This is a genomic window from Pseudomonas sp. PDM25, assembly GCF_019219045.1.
In the GTDB taxonomy this organism is placed as follows: domain Bacteria; phylum Pseudomonadota; class Gammaproteobacteria; order Pseudomonadales; family Pseudomonadaceae; genus Aquipseudomonas.
This window is the reverse complement of record NZ_JAHUWL010000003.1, coordinates 326,726-343,263: the sequence shown is the minus strand read 5'-3', so window position 1 is coordinate 343,263 and position 16,538 is coordinate 326,726. Positions and strand designations below refer to the sequence as shown.

General features: G+C 58.8%; 13 protein-coding genes. 5 read left to right on the top strand and 8 right to left on the bottom strand.

Going from position 1 to position 16,538, the window contains the following annotated elements; translation table 11 throughout:
• The first annotated feature begins 49 nt into the window (after nucleotides 1-49).
• Nucleotides 50-1,366 (top strand): putative porin, encoded by a 1,317-nt coding sequence (locus KW848_RS07205; RefSeq protein WP_218536419.1) that lies wholly within the window; start codon nucleotides 50-52, stop codon nucleotides 1,364-1,366.
• 302 nt (nucleotides 1,367-1,668) lie between these two features.
• On the opposite strand, the gene KW848_RS07200 is transcribed toward KW848_RS07205, so the two are convergent.
• The 3 genes from KW848_RS07200 to aceK all read right to left on the bottom strand — a co-directional run bounded on the left by KW848_RS07200 (nucleotide 1,669) and on the right by aceK (nucleotide 8,979).
• On the bottom strand, nucleotides 1,669-2,790 hold the full coding sequence (locus KW848_RS07200) for a beta-ketoacyl-ACP synthase III (protein ID WP_111450784.1): 1,122 nt from the start codon (nucleotides 2,788-2,790) through the stop codon (nucleotides 1,669-1,671).
• 310 nt (nucleotides 2,791-3,100) lie between these two features.
• The gene (hrpA, locus tag KW848_RS07195) at nucleotides 3,101-7,012 is read right to left on the bottom strand and encodes an ATP-dependent RNA helicase HrpA (RefSeq protein WP_218536418.1); all 3,912 of its coding nucleotides are present in this window, start codon (nucleotides 7,010-7,012) and stop codon (nucleotides 3,101-3,103) included.
• Nucleotides 7,013-7,260: 248 nt separating this feature from the next.
• The gene (aceK, locus tag KW848_RS07190; RefSeq protein ID WP_111450786.1) at nucleotides 7,261-8,979 is read right to left on the bottom strand and encodes a bifunctional isocitrate dehydrogenase kinase/phosphatase; all 1,719 of its coding nucleotides are present in this window, start codon (nucleotides 8,977-8,979) and stop codon (nucleotides 7,261-7,263) included.
• Between the two features lie 129 nt (nucleotides 8,980-9,108).
• On the opposite strand from aceK, the gene KW848_RS07185 reads away from it, so the two are divergent.
• Nucleotides 9,109-10,017, top strand: coding sequence for a DMT family transporter (locus KW848_RS07185; protein WP_218536417.1), 909 nt, complete (start codon nucleotides 9,109-9,111; stop codon nucleotides 10,015-10,017).
• A 187-nt stretch (nucleotides 10,018-10,204) separates the two neighbouring features.
• Here the strand turns inward: KW848_RS07185 and KW848_RS07180 are convergent, their stop codons facing one another.
• Nucleotides 10,205-11,068: a DMT family transporter gene (locus KW848_RS07180; RefSeq protein ID WP_218536416.1), complete on the bottom strand. Its 864-nt coding sequence runs from the start codon at nucleotides 11,066-11,068 to the stop codon at nucleotides 10,205-10,207.
• Nucleotides 11,069-11,524: 456 nt separating this feature from the next.
• On the opposite strand from KW848_RS07180, the gene KW848_RS07175 reads away from it, so the two are divergent.
• Complete coding sequence (locus KW848_RS07175) at nucleotides 11,525-12,070, top strand: hypothetical protein (RefSeq protein WP_218536415.1); 546 nt, start codon at nucleotides 11,525-11,527, stop codon at nucleotides 12,068-12,070.
• A complete protein-coding gene (locus KW848_RS07170) occupies nucleotides 12,067-12,264 on the top strand; it encodes a hypothetical protein (protein WP_134097859.1) in 198 nt (65 codons plus the stop codon). Before KW848_RS07175 ends, KW848_RS07170 begins: the two co-directional genes overlap by 4 nt.
• A 53-nt stretch (nucleotides 12,265-12,317) precedes the next feature.
• Here KW848_RS07170 and KW848_RS07165 read toward each other — a convergent pair whose 3' ends face one another.
• Both KW848_RS07165 and cysK read right to left on the bottom strand, forming a co-directional pair.
• Nucleotides 12,318-13,256 carry an aspartyl/asparaginyl beta-hydroxylase domain-containing protein gene (locus KW848_RS07165; RefSeq protein ID WP_008153168.1) on the bottom strand — a complete coding sequence of 313 codons (939 nt, stop codon included), beginning with the start codon at nucleotides 13,254-13,256 and terminating at the stop codon, nucleotides 12,318-12,320.
• A 210-nt stretch (nucleotides 13,257-13,466) separates the two neighbouring features.
• Complete coding sequence (cysK, locus tag KW848_RS07160; protein WP_134097854.1) at nucleotides 13,467-14,441, bottom strand: cysteine synthase A; 975 nt, start codon at nucleotides 14,439-14,441, stop codon at nucleotides 13,467-13,469.
• A gap of 126 nt (nucleotides 14,442-14,567) precedes the next feature.
• Here cysK and KW848_RS07155 point away from each other — a divergent pair, with 126 nt between their 5' ends.
• On the top strand, nucleotides 14,568-15,644 hold the full coding sequence (locus KW848_RS07155) for a DUF748 domain-containing protein (RefSeq protein ID WP_218536414.1): 1,077 nt from the start codon (nucleotides 14,568-14,570) through the stop codon (nucleotides 15,642-15,644).
• Here the strand turns inward: KW848_RS07155 and KW848_RS07150 are convergent.
• Nucleotides 15,641-16,144 (bottom strand): DUF2442 domain-containing protein, encoded by a 504-nt coding sequence (locus KW848_RS07150; protein WP_192406654.1) that lies wholly within the window; start codon nucleotides 16,142-16,144, stop codon nucleotides 15,641-15,643. The two genes, KW848_RS07155 and KW848_RS07150, sit on opposite strands and share 4 nt — an antisense overlap.
• Nucleotides 16,132-16,362 (bottom strand): DUF4160 domain-containing protein, encoded by a 231-nt coding sequence (locus KW848_RS07145; RefSeq protein WP_165934043.1) that lies wholly within the window; start codon nucleotides 16,360-16,362, stop codon nucleotides 16,132-16,134. Before KW848_RS07145 ends, KW848_RS07150 begins: the two co-directional genes overlap by 13 nt.
• Nucleotides 16,363-16,538 lie beyond the last annotated feature (176 nt).

Sequence of the window (16,538 nt, the reverse complement as noted above, 5' to 3'; positions counted from 1 at the left end):
GTTGTGTCCTGGATGGCTCAGTCATCCCATTACATCTTCGGAGATTGATATGCGTCTTGCTTCCACGAAAACTGCGGCAGCCTTGTGTGGCGGGTTGCTGCTGGCCATGAGTGTACCGGCCAGCGCCGCAGTCGACGCCAAACTGCTCGACATGCTCAAGGCAAACGGCTCGATTTCGCCTGCGCAGTACACCGAACTGCAAGCCGAGCTGGCCAGGGATCAGAAAGACCAGCAAATCGCCCGCCAGGCTCAACAAGAGACCAACGAGCAGATCGCGGCGACTGCGAAGAAAACCAATGAACTGAGTACCTTCGACCAGAAACTGGCGTGGGCCGCCAAGACCCAATTCAAGGGTGATGTGCGTTTCCGTCAGGAAAACGTCCACAACGATGGCGTTTCAAACAGCAAAGACCAGGATCGTCAGCGCATTCGTGCCCGCCTGGGTGCCTACAGCGAGATCAACCCTCAGGTCGACACCGGTATTCGTATCGCCACCGGCAACAACGACGACGCTCGCTCCACCAACCAGAGTCTGGACAATTACTTCGACAAGAAGCAGATCTGGCTGGACCAGGGTTACGTCGACTACCACCCGGACGCCATCAAGAACCTGCACATCGTTGGCGGCAAGATGCCGCAGCAATGGGTGAGCATGGGCGACATCATCTGGGATAGCGACATCAGCCCGGAAGGTCTGTCGCTGGCTTACAAATACCCGCTGGGCGCCAGCACCGAGCTGTTCGGTAGCGCCGGCCACTACACCCTCAAGGACAACGTCGACGGCGACGGCGTGCAGTTCAAGCACGACTTGCGTCTGTACGCCGGCCAGTTGGGCGCGCGCTTCGCTATCACCGACAACCTGAAACTGACCCTGGGTGGCAGCATCTACGGCTACGACAACGACGACGACATCCGCACAGGCGGCACCAGCATTCCAGCCGCACTGGCCATCAACGGCAACAGCCCGAACGAGCAATTCAAACTGTACGAAGGCTTCGGCCAGCTCGACATCGGTGGCCTGCCTATGCCGCTCTCGCTGTACGGTCAGTACGTGAACAACAAGGACGCCAGCAACGATCAGGACTCTGCCTGGTTGGCCGGTGTAAAGACCAAGTTCTACGGCTTCGCAGTGGACTACAACTACCGCGACGTACAGCGTAACGCGGTGGTCGGCGCCTTCACCGACTCCGACTTCGCCAACGGTTTCACCGGTTCGCGCGGCAGCAAGCTGAAAGTGAGCTACGAGTTGGACAAGAACTTCAACCTCGGCGCGACGTACTTCATGGCTAACTCTGACTACACTAACGCCAACCTGAAAGACTCCGACATCAACACCCTGCAACTGGATGCCGAAGCGAAGTTCTGATTCCCCGCTACACGACTCGGGCAAGGAAGCCCGAGCTCTTTTTTACAGCCTCGCGTTGGTCTATCGGTCCCCATCATCCGTCCGATAGACCAACGCGAGGCTGTTTTCATTTCCCGCTACACAGCCGGACCTTTGTGGCGAGCGAGCTTGCTCGCGTTGGGGCGCGAAGCGGCCCCATGTATTCCTCCAGACAAAACCCACTCGCTGGTTTTACGACTGCTTCGCAGCCGAGCGGGAGCAAGCTCCCTCGCCACAGGAAAGTGTCCTCGCCAAAAATCAGGCTGCGATCTTTTAAGCCAAACTCAGCGCTTGCGCAGAATCACGCTACCAATCGAGTAACCGGCGCCGAACGAGCTGAGCACGGCCAGCGAACCTGCAGCCAGATCGTCCTGGTTCTTGTGAAACGCAATCACGGAACCGGCGGAGCTGGTGTTGGCGTAGGTGTCGAGAATCACCGGGGCTTCTTCTTCGGTGGCTTCGCGGCCCAGCAGCTTCTTGACGATCAGGTGGTTCATGCTGAGGTTGGCCTGGTGCAGCCAGAAGCGTTTCACGTCGCCGATGTTGAGCGTGTTCTCTTCCAGGTGCGTAGCGATCAGCTCGGCGACCATCGGGCAGACATCGCGGAACACCTTGCGGCCTTCCTGCACGAACAATTTGTCCTTGGCGCCGATGCCCTCTTCCGCCGCGCGGTTGAGGAAGCCGAAGTTATTGCGGATGTTGTTGGAAAACTTGGTCAGCAGCTTGGTGCTGACGATGTCGAACTGGTACTTGGACGTTGCCAGGTCAGCACGTTCGATGATCACCGCAGTCGCGGCGTCGCCGAAGATGAAGTGGCTGTCACGGTCGCGGAAGTTCAGGTGACCGGTGCAGACTTCCGGGTTGACCATCAGGATCGCCCGGGCCTGGCCCAGTTGCACGCTGTTGGCCGCAGCCTGAATGCCGAAGGTCGCCGAGGAGCAGGCAACGTTCATGTCGAAACCGAAACCCTGGATGCCCAAGGCTTCCTGGACTTCGATGGCGATGGCCGGATAGGCCCGTTGCAGGTTGGAGCAGGCGACGATCACGCCGTCGATGTCCGCGGCGGTCTTGCCGGCACGCTGCAAGGCTTGCTCGGCGGCGCCGATGGCCATTTGGCAAAGCACCGACCACTCGTCATTCGAGCGTTCCGGCAGGCGTGGCGCCATGCGTTGCGGGTCGAGGATGCCTTCCTTGTCCATGACAAAGCGGCTTTTGATGCCAGACGCCCTTTCGATAAACGCCACGCTGGACTCGGTCAACGCTTCGATTTCGCCGCGCGCGATGGCGTCAGCGTTGTCGGCGTTGAATTGCGCGACGTAGGCGTTGAAAGACTGCACCAGCTCTTCGTTGGAGATGCTGTTGGCCGGGGTGTACAGGCCGGTGCCGCTGATGACGACGTTATGCATGGTCGTTTCTCTAATCTGTTCAGGCAGAAAGTGTTGGCACCGACGTACCAACACACAAAGGATCTGCTCCCGTCAGGGGGAGCAAACCTGGCATCGCTTTATTCCGATCCGCCCAGACCTGTGAAGGCTCAAAACCGCGGGGCCGGCGTTTATAGGCGCGAAGTTTGCCATAAACAATGGGTTTTGGCGCCTTTTGCGAGAGTAACGCGTACCTAATGTGGGAGCGGGCTTGCTCGCGAAAGCGGTGTATCAGTCAACATTGATGTTGAAGCTGACGGCCCCTTCGCGAGCAAGCCCGCTCCCACAGGGTTCAGGGTTCGACCTGGGTCCATTGCTTGTTCAGGCGCTTGTCGGAGATCGGCACCTTGGTCCCCAATTGTTGGGCGAACAGGGAAACCCGGTATTCCTCCAGCCACCAGCGATAGAGTTCCAGCTGCGGATCGCGTTTGCCTTCCTGGGCATGTTTGTTGGCGCGGGTTTGATATTGCGTCCACAGACCAGACAACTCGCCGCTCCAGACCCGATCCCTCTGCACCTGAGCGCCGATTTTCTCGAAGCGCTGCTCGACCGCTTTCAGATAACGCGGCAACTCCTTGAGCCACTGCATCGGGGTTTCCCGGACGAAGCCCGGATACACCAGATGACTGAGTTGCTGTTTGATGTCGTTCAGGGCCACGGCTTGCGCCAGGTCGATCTTGCCCTTGAAGCGTTTTTGCAGGCCGTGCCAGAGCTTGAGAATCTCCAGCGTCAGCTTGGCCAAGCGCTCGGCATGCTCGGTCCAGCCACCGCGCTTGCGTTCAGCCAGTGAGGCCAACCCGGCGCCATCCCGTGGCAGCGGGTCTTCGCCGTCGAGAATGCAGCTGTCGAGGCTGGCCAGCAGAATGTCTTCGACCAGACTGTCGACGCGCCCCATGTCGCGGTACATCAGGCCCAATTCGGTCAGCCCCGGCAACTTGCTGCGCAGGAACTTCGCCGGTTCGGCCAGTTGCTGCATCAGCAAACGCTGCAAGGCGCGGCGATGTTGAAACTCGGCTTCGGCCGGCGTCGAGAAACGTCCTTCCTTGACCGTGCCGCTCTCTTCCACCAGCGCCGGATACACCGTCATCGATAACCCGGCGATCTTCTGCTGGGTTTTCTCGGCGACGGCGGCGAACACTTTCGGCTCCACCGGTTGCTGGTTTTTCGCGGTTTGCGGCACGGCCAATGCAGCCTGACTGGCTTCGGCAAAGCGTGCGGTCAGTTCTGCCAAATCGCGCCCTTCACCGAGGAACTTGCCTTGGCCGTCGACGATTTCCAGGTTCATCCGCAAATGACTGTCGACCTGCTGCGACGCTTCGGCCCAGGCTTCATCGCTGACCCGCGCACCGGTCATGCGCAACAGTTCACGACCCAGCGCTTGCGGCAACGAGCCCTCGGCGAAAGTCATGCGCTGCAATGCGGCTTTGACGAAGTCCGGCACCGGTACGAAATTCTTGCGCAGGGCTTTGGGCAGGTTGCGCACCAGCGCAATGCACTTGGCCTCGATCACGCCCGGCACCAGCCATTCCAGGCGCTCCGGCGGCAGCATCGGCAACAACGGCGCCGGCACACGCAGGGTTACGCCGTCGCGTGGATGGTTCGGTTCGAAGTGGTAACTGAGCGCCAACTCCAGATCACCGATGTGCAAGGTGTCCGGGTAATGCAAAGCGGTGACTTCACTCGCCTCGCGGGCCAGCACGTCTTCTTCGCGCATGATCAGCAGCTGCGGGTCTTTCTGACTGTTGACCCGATACCAGCTGTCGAACGTCGCAGTCTGGTGGATCTCCGCCGGCAGTCGCGCATCGTAGAAGGCAAACAGGGTTTCTTCGTCGGCCAGAATGTCGCGACGGCGAGCCTTGGCTTCCAGTTCGTCGAGCTGTTCCAGCAACTGCGCATTGGCTGTCAGGCACTTGGCCTTGGACTGAATCTCGCCGCGTACCAGACCTTCGCGAATGAAGAACTCACGAGACACCACCGGGTCGATCGGCCCGTAGTGCACCGGCCGGCGACCGACCACGATCAGCCCGAACAACGTGATCTGCTCGAACGCCACGACTTGACCGCGCTTCTTCTCCCAATGGGGTTCGAAGTGGTTTTTCTTGATCAGGTGCCCAGCCAGCGGCTCGATCCAGTCAGCGTCGATCTTGGCGACCATGCGCGCATAGAGCTTGGTGGTTTCCACCAGTTCAGCGGCCATCAGCCATTGCGGACGCTTTTTACCGAGGCCCGATGACGGGTGAATCCAGAAGCGCCGCTGACGCGCACCGAGGTAATCGCCTTCATCGGTTTTCTGGCCGATCTGGCTGAGGAGCCCCGAGAGCACGGCTTTGTGCAGTTTCGGGTAATCCGCCGGTTCTTTGTTGAGGTTCAACTGCATGTCGCGGCAGATCAGGCTCAACTGCCGATGGGAGTCGCGCCATTCGCGCAGACGCAGGTAATTCAGGAAATTCTTGCGGCACCAATTGCGCAGCGGGCTGGCGGTCAGGGCCTGACGCTGTTCTTCGAAACCACGCCACAGATTGACCAGCCCGGCGAAATCCGAGTCCACGTCTTTCCATTGCGCGTGAGCCTGATCCGCCGCTTGCTGACGTTCCGGCGGACGCTCGCGCGGGTCCTGAATCGACATGGCGCTGGCGACGATCAGCACTTCCTGCAAGCTGCCGAGTTTCGCCGCTTCCAGCAGCATGCGACCCATGCGCGGGTCCACCGGCAGCCGCGCCAATTGGCGGCCAAGCGGCGTCAGTTGGCTGTTGCGGTCGACCGCCGAGAGTTCTTGCAGCAGGTTGAAACCGTCGCTGATGGCTTTGCCATCCGGCGGCTCGATAAACGGGAAATCGGTGATCTCGCCGAGGCGCAGATGCAGCATCTGCAAAATCACCGCCGCGAGGTTGGTGCGCAGGATTTCCGGATCGGTAAATTCCGGGCGACCGATGAAATCTTCTTCACCGTATAGGCGAATACAAATACCCGGCTCGACCCGCCCGCAGCGACCTTTACGCTGGTTGGCGCTGGCCTGGGAAATGGCTTCGATGGGCAGGCGCTGGACCTTGGCGCGGTAGCTGTAACGGCTGATGCGCGCGGTACCGCTGTCGATCACATAACGAATGCCCGGCACGGTCAGCGAGGTTTCCGCGACGTTGGTCGCCAGGACCACGCGCCGACCTGGGTGCGACTGGAAAATCCGCTGCTGTTCGGCCGGCGACAGCCGTGCGTAGAGCGGCAGAATCTCGGTGTGCTTGAGCTGGGCCTTGCGCAGCATGTCCGCCGCGTCGCGAATCTCGCGCTCGCCGGGCAGGAACACCAGCACATCGCCGGGGCTCTTGCGCTCGCTGCGTTCGAACGCGGCGATTTCGTCGAGGGTGGCGAGGATCGCCTGATCCACCGTCAAGTCGTCCTCGACGCGGTTGCCCTCTTCGTCCTGCTCCAGGGTCAGCGGGCGATACCAGGTTTCCACGGGAAAGGTGCGGCCGGAGACTTCGACAATCGGCGCGTCATCGAAGTGCTTGGAGAAACGCTCCAGGTCGATGGTCGCCGAAGTGATGATGACTTTCAGGTCTGGACGACGCGGCAACAGGGTTTTCAGGTAACCGAGCAGGAAGTCGATGTTCAGGCTGCGTTCGTGGGCTTCGTCGACGATGATCGTGTCGTAGCGTTCGAGGTAGCGGTCGTTCTGGGTTTCCGCCAGCAGGATGCCGTCGGTCATCAGTTTGATCAGGGTGTTGGAATCGCTCTGATCCTCGAACCGTACCTGATAGCCGACCAGCGCCCCCAACGGCGTCGCCAGTTCTTCGGCGACCCGGCTCGCCACGCTGCGGGCGGCGATTCGACGGGGCTGGGTGTGGCCGATCAGGCCATGCTGGCCGCGACCGATTTCCAGGCAGATCTTCGGCAACTGGGTGGTTTTACCCGAACCGGTTTCACCGGCAATGATCAGCACCTGATGCTTGAGCAGCGCTGCTTTGATTTCGTCGCGCTTGGCGGCGATCGGCAGGCTGTCGTCGTAACGAATCACCGGCAGGCTGGCCCGCCGCGCCAACACCTGATCACAGGACGCCTGCGTGCGCGTCACCCACTGGGCCAGCTTGGCCTCGTCAGGTTTTTTGCGCAGCTCAAGCAACTGCCGCCGCAGCCGGTGGCGGTCGGCGAGCATGGCGTGATCGAGGTTTTTCAGCAGTTTGTCGATGGAAGGCGATTCGTCAGTCATCAGGTACGCAATAAGTCGTCTAGTGGCGCAGGGGGTGGATTGTCGCAGATTTGGGGGCTCGGCGACGAACTCAACCTGCCTTTGTGGCGAGGGGATTTATCGAAACGTCGCACCGCCCCGTTGGGTTGCGAAGCGACCCTAAAACCATCCACCGCGGCATTTCAGATAAACCGCGCTGACCGGTTTACGATTGCTTCGCAACCGAACGGGGATAAATCCCCTCGCCACAGGGGGTTCACTCAGCGGGACTATTCGTTGTCGAGGCCCTTACGGCGGTACGGGAACACATCAATCACCTTCCCGGCGCGAATCGCTTCCTGAAGGCTTTTCCAGTAATCGGCGTTGTACAGCTCCCCGTGCAACTGATCAAACAACTTGCGCTGCCCGGAATCAGCAAACAAAAACGGCGGAAACTCTTCGGGAAACACATCCAGCGGCCCAATCGAATACCACGGCTCCGACGCCATCTCGTCTTCCGGCGTGCGCGGTTGCGGGATATGCCGGAAGTTGGCCTCGGTCAGGAAGCAGATCTCGTCATAGTCATAAAACACCACTCGCCCGTGACGCGTGACGCCGAAGTTCTTCAGCAGCATGTCGCCGGGGAAAATGTTCGCCGCCGCCAGTTGCTTGATCGCCAGGCCGTAATCTTCCAGCGCCTCGCGGACCTGAGCATCGTTGGCGTTCTCCAGATACAGGTTCAACGGCGTCATCCGCCGTTCGGTCCAGCAGTGGCGGATCAGCACGGTGTCGTCCTCTACCGACACGGTGGACGCGGCCACTTCGAGCAATTCTTGCAGACAGGCCGGCTCGAACTTGCTCAACGGGAAACGGAAGTCGGAAAATTCCTGGGTGTCGGCCATGCGCCCGACCCGGTCGACACTTTTCACCAGGCGGTACTTCTCGATCACCGTGGCGCGGTCGACGTTTTTCGACGGCGAAAAGCGGTCCTTGATGATTTTGAATACGGTGTTGAAACCCGGCAGGGTAAACACGCTCATCACCATGCCACGCACGCCCGGGGCCATGATGAACTGGTCGTCGGTGTTGGCCAGGTGGTTGATCAGCGCCCGGTAGAACTCGGACTTGCCGTGTTTGTAAAAGCCGATCGAGGTGTACAGCTCGGCGATGTGCTTGCCCGGCAGAATGCGCTTGAGGAAACCGATGAACTCCGCCGGTACCGGCACGTCGACCATGAAATACGAACGGGTGAACGAGAAGATGATCGACACGTCCGCTTCATCGGTGATCAGCGCATCGATCTGAATCCCGCGACCTTCGCGATGCAGCAGCGGAATCACCAGCGGCCATTGTTCGTCCTGGGTGTAGATGCGCCCGACCAGGTACGCGCCTTTGTTGCGGTAAAGCACCGAGGAAAACAGTTCGACGCTCAATTCCGGGTCCTTGCAGACCCAGTCCGGCAGGTTTTCACGCAGTTGAGCTTCGAGGCGGCGCAGGTCGCCGGCCAGGTCGGCGTAATCCTCGCTGAAGCGGTAGTCGGCAAAAATGCTCGCCAGCATCCCGGACAACTGCCCCTGAGGCTTGTAGGTGCGGGTTTGTGCGGCGCGGGCCCGGCGCAGGCTCGGCCGGGTGGTGTGAATGAACATGCAGCCATCGCTGATCAGGTCGTGGCTGAACAGCCCGCAGAAGATCGAGTTGTACCAGGTTTCGGACAGTTCATCGTCGAAGCGCAGGTCGATCAGCGTGATGTAAGCGCTTTTGACCAGCGGCCAGCAGCTGACATCCAGCGTGTCGGCGTCGAAAGCGATGCGCAGCCGCTCCACCGTTTCGCTGACTTTTTCTTCGTAGAGATTGATCCGCGCGGCCGACGCCGATTGCGTCTCCTGCCACTTGGCCTGCTCGAAGCGAGCCCGGGCGCCGTCGGTGATCTGGCGGAAATGCTCGCGGTAATCGTCAAAGCCATCGAGGATCATTCGGGCGATGTCGGCGGCTGGCCATTGCTGCGGCATAGGTAAAACCTCGGCGGCTGATGCTTATCGTGGGGCCTGAGCTTAGTGGCCCTTTGTTACGCAACGCAACCATTGCCTTGCGTCCTGACTGGCGCGACACTTGCGCGCCCATCAAGGAAGGAACGTGCTGTGAACCCCGTCGATACTCTGCGTTTGTTATCGCTTGCCGCCATTTGGGGCGCGAGCTTTCTGTTCATGCGCATCATCGCCCCGGTGATTGGCACAATCCCCACTGCTTTTTTCCGCGTATCGATTGCCGCTACCGGCCTGCTGGTGATTCTCGGTCTGATGCGCATCAGCTGGGATTTCAAAGGCAAACTCAAAACCGTGATGCTGCTCGGAGTGATCAACTCAGGGATTCCGGCGACCCTCTATTCGGTGGCTGCGCAAGTGTTACCGGCCGGTTATTCGGCGATTTTCAACGCCACAACGCCATTGATGGGCGTGCTGATCGGCGGTCTGTTCTTCCATGAAAGGCTCACCGCCGCCAAGCTTGGCGGCGTGTTCCTCGGGTTGCTTGGCGTGGGCATCCTGACCCGAGCCGGTCCGGTGGCGTTCGACATGGAACTGCTGATGGGCGCCCTCGCCTGCCTGCTCGCCACGACCTGCTACGGTTTCGCCGGATTCCTCGCGCGCCGCTGGCTCGATCAGGCCGGAGGTCTCGACAGTCGTCTATCGGCGGTGGGCAGCATGCTGGGCGCGACGTTGTTTCTGTTGCCGCTGTTCGGTTACAGCGTGATCAGCCAGCCACCGGAGAGCTGGGGCGGCTGGAGTGTCTGGTTGTCGCTGCTGGGGTTGGGGCTGGTATGTACGGCGCTTGCGTACATTATTTACTTCCGCCTGCTCAGCTCGGTCGGGCCGGTGAAGTCGATGACCACGACCTTTCTGATTCCGCCGTTCGGGGTGTTGTGGGGGGCGTTGTTGCTGGATGAGCCGTTGTCGATGGCGCACATCTATGGCGGGGTGTTGATTGCGGCGGCGTTGTGGTTGGTGTTGAAGACATCGGTGGTGAAGGCTGTTGGGGGGGCGAGCAAGTAGAGTTGTGGTGCGGCTGATGACGCCTTCGCGAGCAAGCCCGCTCCCACAGGGATTGCGCTGAACCTGTGGGAGCGGGCTTGCTCGCGAAGGCGATTGTTCAGACGCTACAAAGCTGACTGACTCACCTCGCCATCCACCAACCGCCGAATCCCCAGCGGATTGGCGTTCTGCAGCGCCTTGTTTTGTTTCAAGCGTTTTTACGGAATACGAACACCAAACCGATGATGATCAGCAACATGCCCAGCATGCTCAACGCCGCCAGCCGGTTGCCGAAAATCAGGTAGTCCATCACCGCCGTTACCGCCGGCACCAGGTAAAACAGACTGGTGACATTGACCAGGTTGCCCCGGGCGATCAAGCGATACAGCAGCAAGGTCGCCAGCACCGACACGACCAATCCCATCCACAACACCGGTACGATAAAACCGGTGCCGTGTTCGAAATGAAAGGGTTGGAACGGCACGAAGACTCCGCAGAGCAACAGCCCCGCCAGGTACTGCACGGGCAGCGTGCCGAGTGGATTGTCGGTGATGCGCTTCTGCATGATCGAACCGAACGTCATGCTCGCCAGTGCCAGCAAACCGAAGAGCATCCCGGCCAGCGAAATACCGGCCAGACCGATGCCTTGGTAAACCACCATGATCAACCCGGCCAACCCCAGCGTCAGACCAAACATTCTGCTGGCTGATCGCTGACGCTCCATGATCACCACCGTGAGAATGGGCTGCACGCCCATGATCGTCGCCATCACTCCCGGGGTGACTTTCAGGTCCAGGGCCAGCAGATAGAAAATCTGATAAGCCCCCAGCAACACCACACCCGTGGCCATCGCATACACCATCGGCTTGCCGCCCTTGGGCAGCTTCAACTTGAGCAACGGCACCAGCAGCACCAGACCGAATAGCGCGATGGCAAAGCGAAACAGCAGAAAGGCAAAGGGGGACGCGTGGGCCAAGCCCCATTTGGAGAAAATCGCCCCGCTGCTCCACAGCAGAACGAACAGGCTCGTGGACGCCGCCGCGAGCGCGGTGTTTTTCGAAAGGACAAACATGAATACCACCTGTAGTCAGGCAAAAAGCCAACTCAGCCGAAGCTGAAATTCAGTAGTTTTTTCAAGCGGGCGCTTTTTCAGACGGGCGTGGGAACAGCAGAAAAAAGCTGATCAGCCCGAAAAGCCAACGCCTGGCGGTGATACGACTGCGCACACCGGCGAGCTACTGACAGGTGGGGGGTAATGACTGATCTGCGCAGGCTGCTGATTCCCGCACGGCACGACGCCAGCGTTGACCGCTGAATCGACTACCGCGTTGATGAGGGATGCAGGCATGGGCTGATCTTTTTTGAGGGCCGTGCTCGGGAAAGCAGGCGAGCGCCGACTATAACCAGCCCGCGACATAGATTGCAATGACTTGGTCAAAGGGCCAGTAACGACAGCTGCAGCACCGCAATCTACCTTGGAGAGAAATGCAAACGCCCGCTATGAGGGACAGGGAATGCACGAGATCACATGCCAAGGGAACGGACGCATCTTCGGTATCAGTTGTATCGATCGAGGGCTAGAACGCTTGCTGCTATCAGCGCTGCTCAGTTGCAACATGAACTGGAACTGGCAGGCCCAACGGACATTGATCTATCGCGGGTGCGGTTTGACGCCATCAATGCGCAAGCGCTGGATGCTTGCGAGCGCTGGGAGGATCCACACTTTTTATGGAATGAGGTCATAGGATGGAAAGCAAAGGAGCCTTTGTCTCTGGATATTGCCATCTGGTTCGAAGAGGAATTGTGCGGACTATGCTTCGCGAATCCGAACAACAGTCGGCAACGAATCCGCATCGTGCGATTGGAAGGGCGACCGCGAGAAGCACATCCTTTAAAAAACCGGATTGCGGCCCTCGCTGTTTCGGCCATCGAACATTACGCCGTGATTATCGGTAGTAGATTCATCGAAGTACAGGAACCGCTGGAAGGTGCAATTTCTATTTATAAACGACTCGATTTCTACGAAGACGCTGAAGGTCGACTTGTCAAAACTGTGGAGAGCCTAGTATCGTGAAAACTGTTCAATTAATGACCGATAACGGAGGAAATATGCACGGAGTCATCAGAAACCCGCACATAAGAAAACGCTCCTCTGCCCAGGAAAACAAACCTGTCAAAGTAGAACTGACGGCCAGTCAGCGGCGCATTTTACAGGTCCTTGCGACGGGTATCGAAGGCGAACCTGACGTGCTCGCCGGGCGACCATAACTTCGGCGAAAAAAAACCGCTCCAATGAGCGGTTTTTCATTTCTTGCACGCAATCACCCAAACAACCAATACCCCAACAACGTAAACACCACCACCGCCAACACTGGTCGCAGCACACGGTAGGCCTTGGGATTGCGACGCTTCCACTGTTTGATCACACCGCTGAACTTGTCGCTGGAGTTCTTGCTCCATGCATAAACATGGTTAATCCCGCCAACACGTTCATCATCAAGATTCTGCGGTGCAGTGGCGCGACCCAAAAAACCGCTGACCCAGCGGTTGAGGCGGGTCATCAGGCGGTTGCTCAGCGGTCGTTCGATGTCGCAAAAGAGGATGACCCGAGTCTTGTCGGTTTCATTCTTGACCCAATGCACGTAGGTTTCGTCGAACATCACGTCTTCGCCATCACGCCAGGCGTAGACCTGACCGTCGACGAAGATCCGGCAATCGTCGGAGTTCGGTGTCGATAGCCCCAAGTGATAACGCAGGGAACCGCCGAACGGATCACGGTGCGGGTTGAGGTGGCTGCCGCCTGGCAGCAACGCGAACATGGCGCCTTTGACGTTGGGAATGCTACTGACCAATGCCACGGTTTTCGGGCACAGGGCTTCGGCCGATGGCAGTGGTTTGTCGTACCACTTGAGGTAAAAGCGCTTCCAGCCTTTCTTGAAGAACGAACCGAAACCAGCGTCGTTGTTCTTTTCGGCGGCGCGGATGTAACCCTCGTCGAACAAATGCATCGCTTCGTCGCGGATGACTTCCCAGTTGTCCTTGAGCACATCCAGTTCCGGGAACTTGCTGCGGTCAAGATAGGGTTTGGACGGCACGCTGGAGAACAGGTACATCAAGGCGTTATAGGGTGCGAACAACGCCGAGTGGTTGACGAACTGACGCAAGACCGGCAAACGCGCCTTGCCGCGCAAATGCACATAGAGAGTGCTGCCGAAGAACAGCAACAACAGCGACGCCTTTGCGGCAAGGGAAACGGTCATCAACAACTCCTTGATAGTAGACAACTTTGCATAACGCCATTTACCCGACGTGGCAGCCCGTCATGATAAACATTACCGGCCTCGGGAAACACCCGTGCATTTCAACATTCAGTGTTAAGGATTACGCAATAAAGCACTTCTTAACATAAGGTTCCTGAACGGGGGCTGACCTGAATCAACCCCCTCCCACTGGATCAAAAACCGCAACGCCTATTGCTGATTCTCCTGCTCGGTAAACAGATCACTGAACAGCATGCTCGACAGGTAGCGTTCACCGGAGTCCGGCAGGATCACCACGATGGTCTTGCCCTGCATTTCCGGGGTTTCCGCCAGGCGAACGGCCACCGCCATGGCGGCGCCGCAGGAAATGCCGCTCAAAATCCCTTCTTCCTGCATCAGGCGCAGGGCCATGGCCTTGGATTCTTCATCGCTGACCAACTCGACCCGATCGACCATCGACAGATCAAGATTCTTCGGCACAAAACCGGCACCAATACCCTGGATCTTGTGAGGGCTCGGCTTGATCTCTTCACCGGCCATTGCCTGGGTGATGACTGGCGACACCGCGGGCTCCACCGCCACCGAAATAATCGGTTTGCCCTGGGTATTCTTGATATACCGCGAAACCCCGGTAATGGTTCCACCCGTTCCGACACCTGCCACCAGTACGTCGACTGCACCGTCGGTGTCGTTCCAGATTTCCGGACCGGTGGTTTTTTCGTGGATGGCCGGGTTGGCCGGGTTTTCAAACTGCGACGGCATGAAGTAGGCAGCCGGGTCGCTGGCGACAATTTCAGCCGCCTTTTCGATCGCTCCTTTCATGCCCTTGGCCGGTTCGGTCAGTACCAGTTCGGCCCCCAAAGCCTTGAGCACTTTGCGTCGCTCGATACTCATGGACGCCGGCATGGTCAGCATCAGTTTGTAACCGCGAGCCGCAGCGACGAACGCCAGGCCGATACCGGTATTGCCTGAGGTCGGTTCGACGATGGTCATGCCAGGCTTGAGTTTGCCGGTGCTTTCGGCGTCCCAGATCATGTTTGCACCGATCCGGCACTTGACCGAGTAACCGGGGTTACGCCCTTCGATCTTGGCCAGGATGGTCACGCCGCGCGGGGCGATACGGTTGATCTGCACCAGCGGTGTATTGCCGATGGAATGGGCGTTGTCAGCGTAGATACGGCTCATGGCTGGGTCCTTATACAGCGTTAAATAAGCTCTCCAAGGTATGCCTGTTGCCCTTGGTCGTCCAGTCAGTCGAACGTCCCGTAACCGCAGCAGTCAATCGCTTTATACCGCCAGAGATTTGCCGCCATGAAGCGTCGATACAGTTGGCCCCTGTGGACCCTCGCCGGCCTCGTTGTGCTGCTGGTTGCCCTGCACATCGCCCTGCCCTACGTGGTGCGCGACTACCTCAACGAAAGATTGGCGAACATGGGTGACTACCGCGGGCAGATTACCGACGTGGACCTGGCCCTGTGGCGCGGCGCCTACAAAATCAATGGACTGAAAATCGTCAAGGTCAATGGCAAGGTCCCCGTGCCTTTCGTCAACGCGCCATTGATTGACCTCTCCGTCAGCTGGCACTCACTCTGGTATGACCACGCGGTGGTGGCCGAGGCGCAGTTCGACAAACCCGAGGTGAACTTCGTCGACGGCGGTGCCAACAAGAAAAACTCCCAGACCGGTGAAGGCACCGACTGGCGGGCACAATTGGAAAAATTGCTGCCGATTACCCTGAACGAAGTGCGGATCAACGACGGGCGGGTCACCTTCCGAAACTTCAATTCAAAACCGCCCGTGAACATGAATGCCACTCAGGTCAATGCCAGCATTTACAACCTGACCAACGTGGTCGACACCAAAGGCAAACGCGACGCTCGCTTCGACGGCAAGGCTCTATTGCTGGGGCATGCACCGCTGGAAACCACGGCGACCTTCGATCCGCTGAGCGACTTCCAGGACTTCGAATTTCGCCTGCGCGCCAAGAACCTTGAACTCAAACGCATGAACGACTTCGCCTCGGCCTACGGCAAGTTCGACTTCAATGCCGGCCATGGAGACCTGGTCATCGAAGCCGAAGCCAAAAAGGGTCAACTCACCGGCTACATCAAGCCGCTATTGCGGGACGTCGATGTGTTCAATTGGCAACAGGACGTGGAAAACAAAGACAAAGGGATTTTTCGCTCCATCTGGGAAGCACTCGTCGGGGGTACCGAGAATGTGTTGAAGAACCAGCCGACAAACCAGTTCGCCACTCGCGTCCAGCTCAGAGGCAGCGTGCATCAACAAGATATCAGCGCATTCGAGGCTTTTTTGCAGATTTTGCGTAATGGTTTCATCGAGGCGTTCAATGCCCAGTACGAACGGCCGAAACCGGATGCCGGCTAAGACTTGCGTGTGACGGTGTAACGACCGGTTTCTTCCGCCGCCCGCGCCGGGTTCGATTGCTGCTGCAAGAAGTCCCACCCCAGGCAGGCCAGTGCCAGCGATCGCGGAACGGCTTCACGACCACTGCTGTAGCGCGTGATGCTGCGGGCACTGACCCCCAACGCTTCGGCCGCCTGATTGAGCGGCAGCCCGGTGCGAGCGCGCCAGTCGATGAAGATCCGGGTGTTTTCGTCTACTGCATTTTGTGCGAGAGCATCCAGATACAGGGTGTCTGCGCCGATCTGGATGTCCAGCTCGGGCCACTCGACGCTCCAGCCTTCATCACCCAGGGTTGCTCTTTCGAAAGCGACCACCTCCAGCAATGGCTGCAACCCAGGGTAGGCGCGCAGGTCCCGACTCAAATCGAGAGTGAGTTGCTGACCGTCGATAAAGGTCAGCATAAGGCGGTGATCCGGCAACGCCTGCACGGCCGACAGCCGTGGTCGCTTCATGGGTAACATTGTTTCCAATCCTCCAGCAATTGCACCTGATGGGCCCTGACCCACGCCAGCGCTTCCTTGATAATCAGCGGCGGCGCCTTGCCCACCATCACTTCGACGGTTTCCAGGCTGAGCATCACGTCGAGCCCGCCACCGGTCAGGTGAACATGGGGCGGCGGGTGATCCTTCTCGCGTAACTGAATGCGGTATGTATCGCGAAATCGGTATTTAGTAGACATGCCCCGCAAGCTATCGCCAAAATGGCGATAGCTCAATACTGGCTAGCGGCCGAGACTGAGTCAAGATGTGACGCCCCATTCAGAGACTGAATAAGCCGTCTGCGTTCACAGTCGCCCAGGCACCGCGTTATAGTCGGGTACTACAATTATTGCGCCCCGCCCTGCCTCGTTCAGGT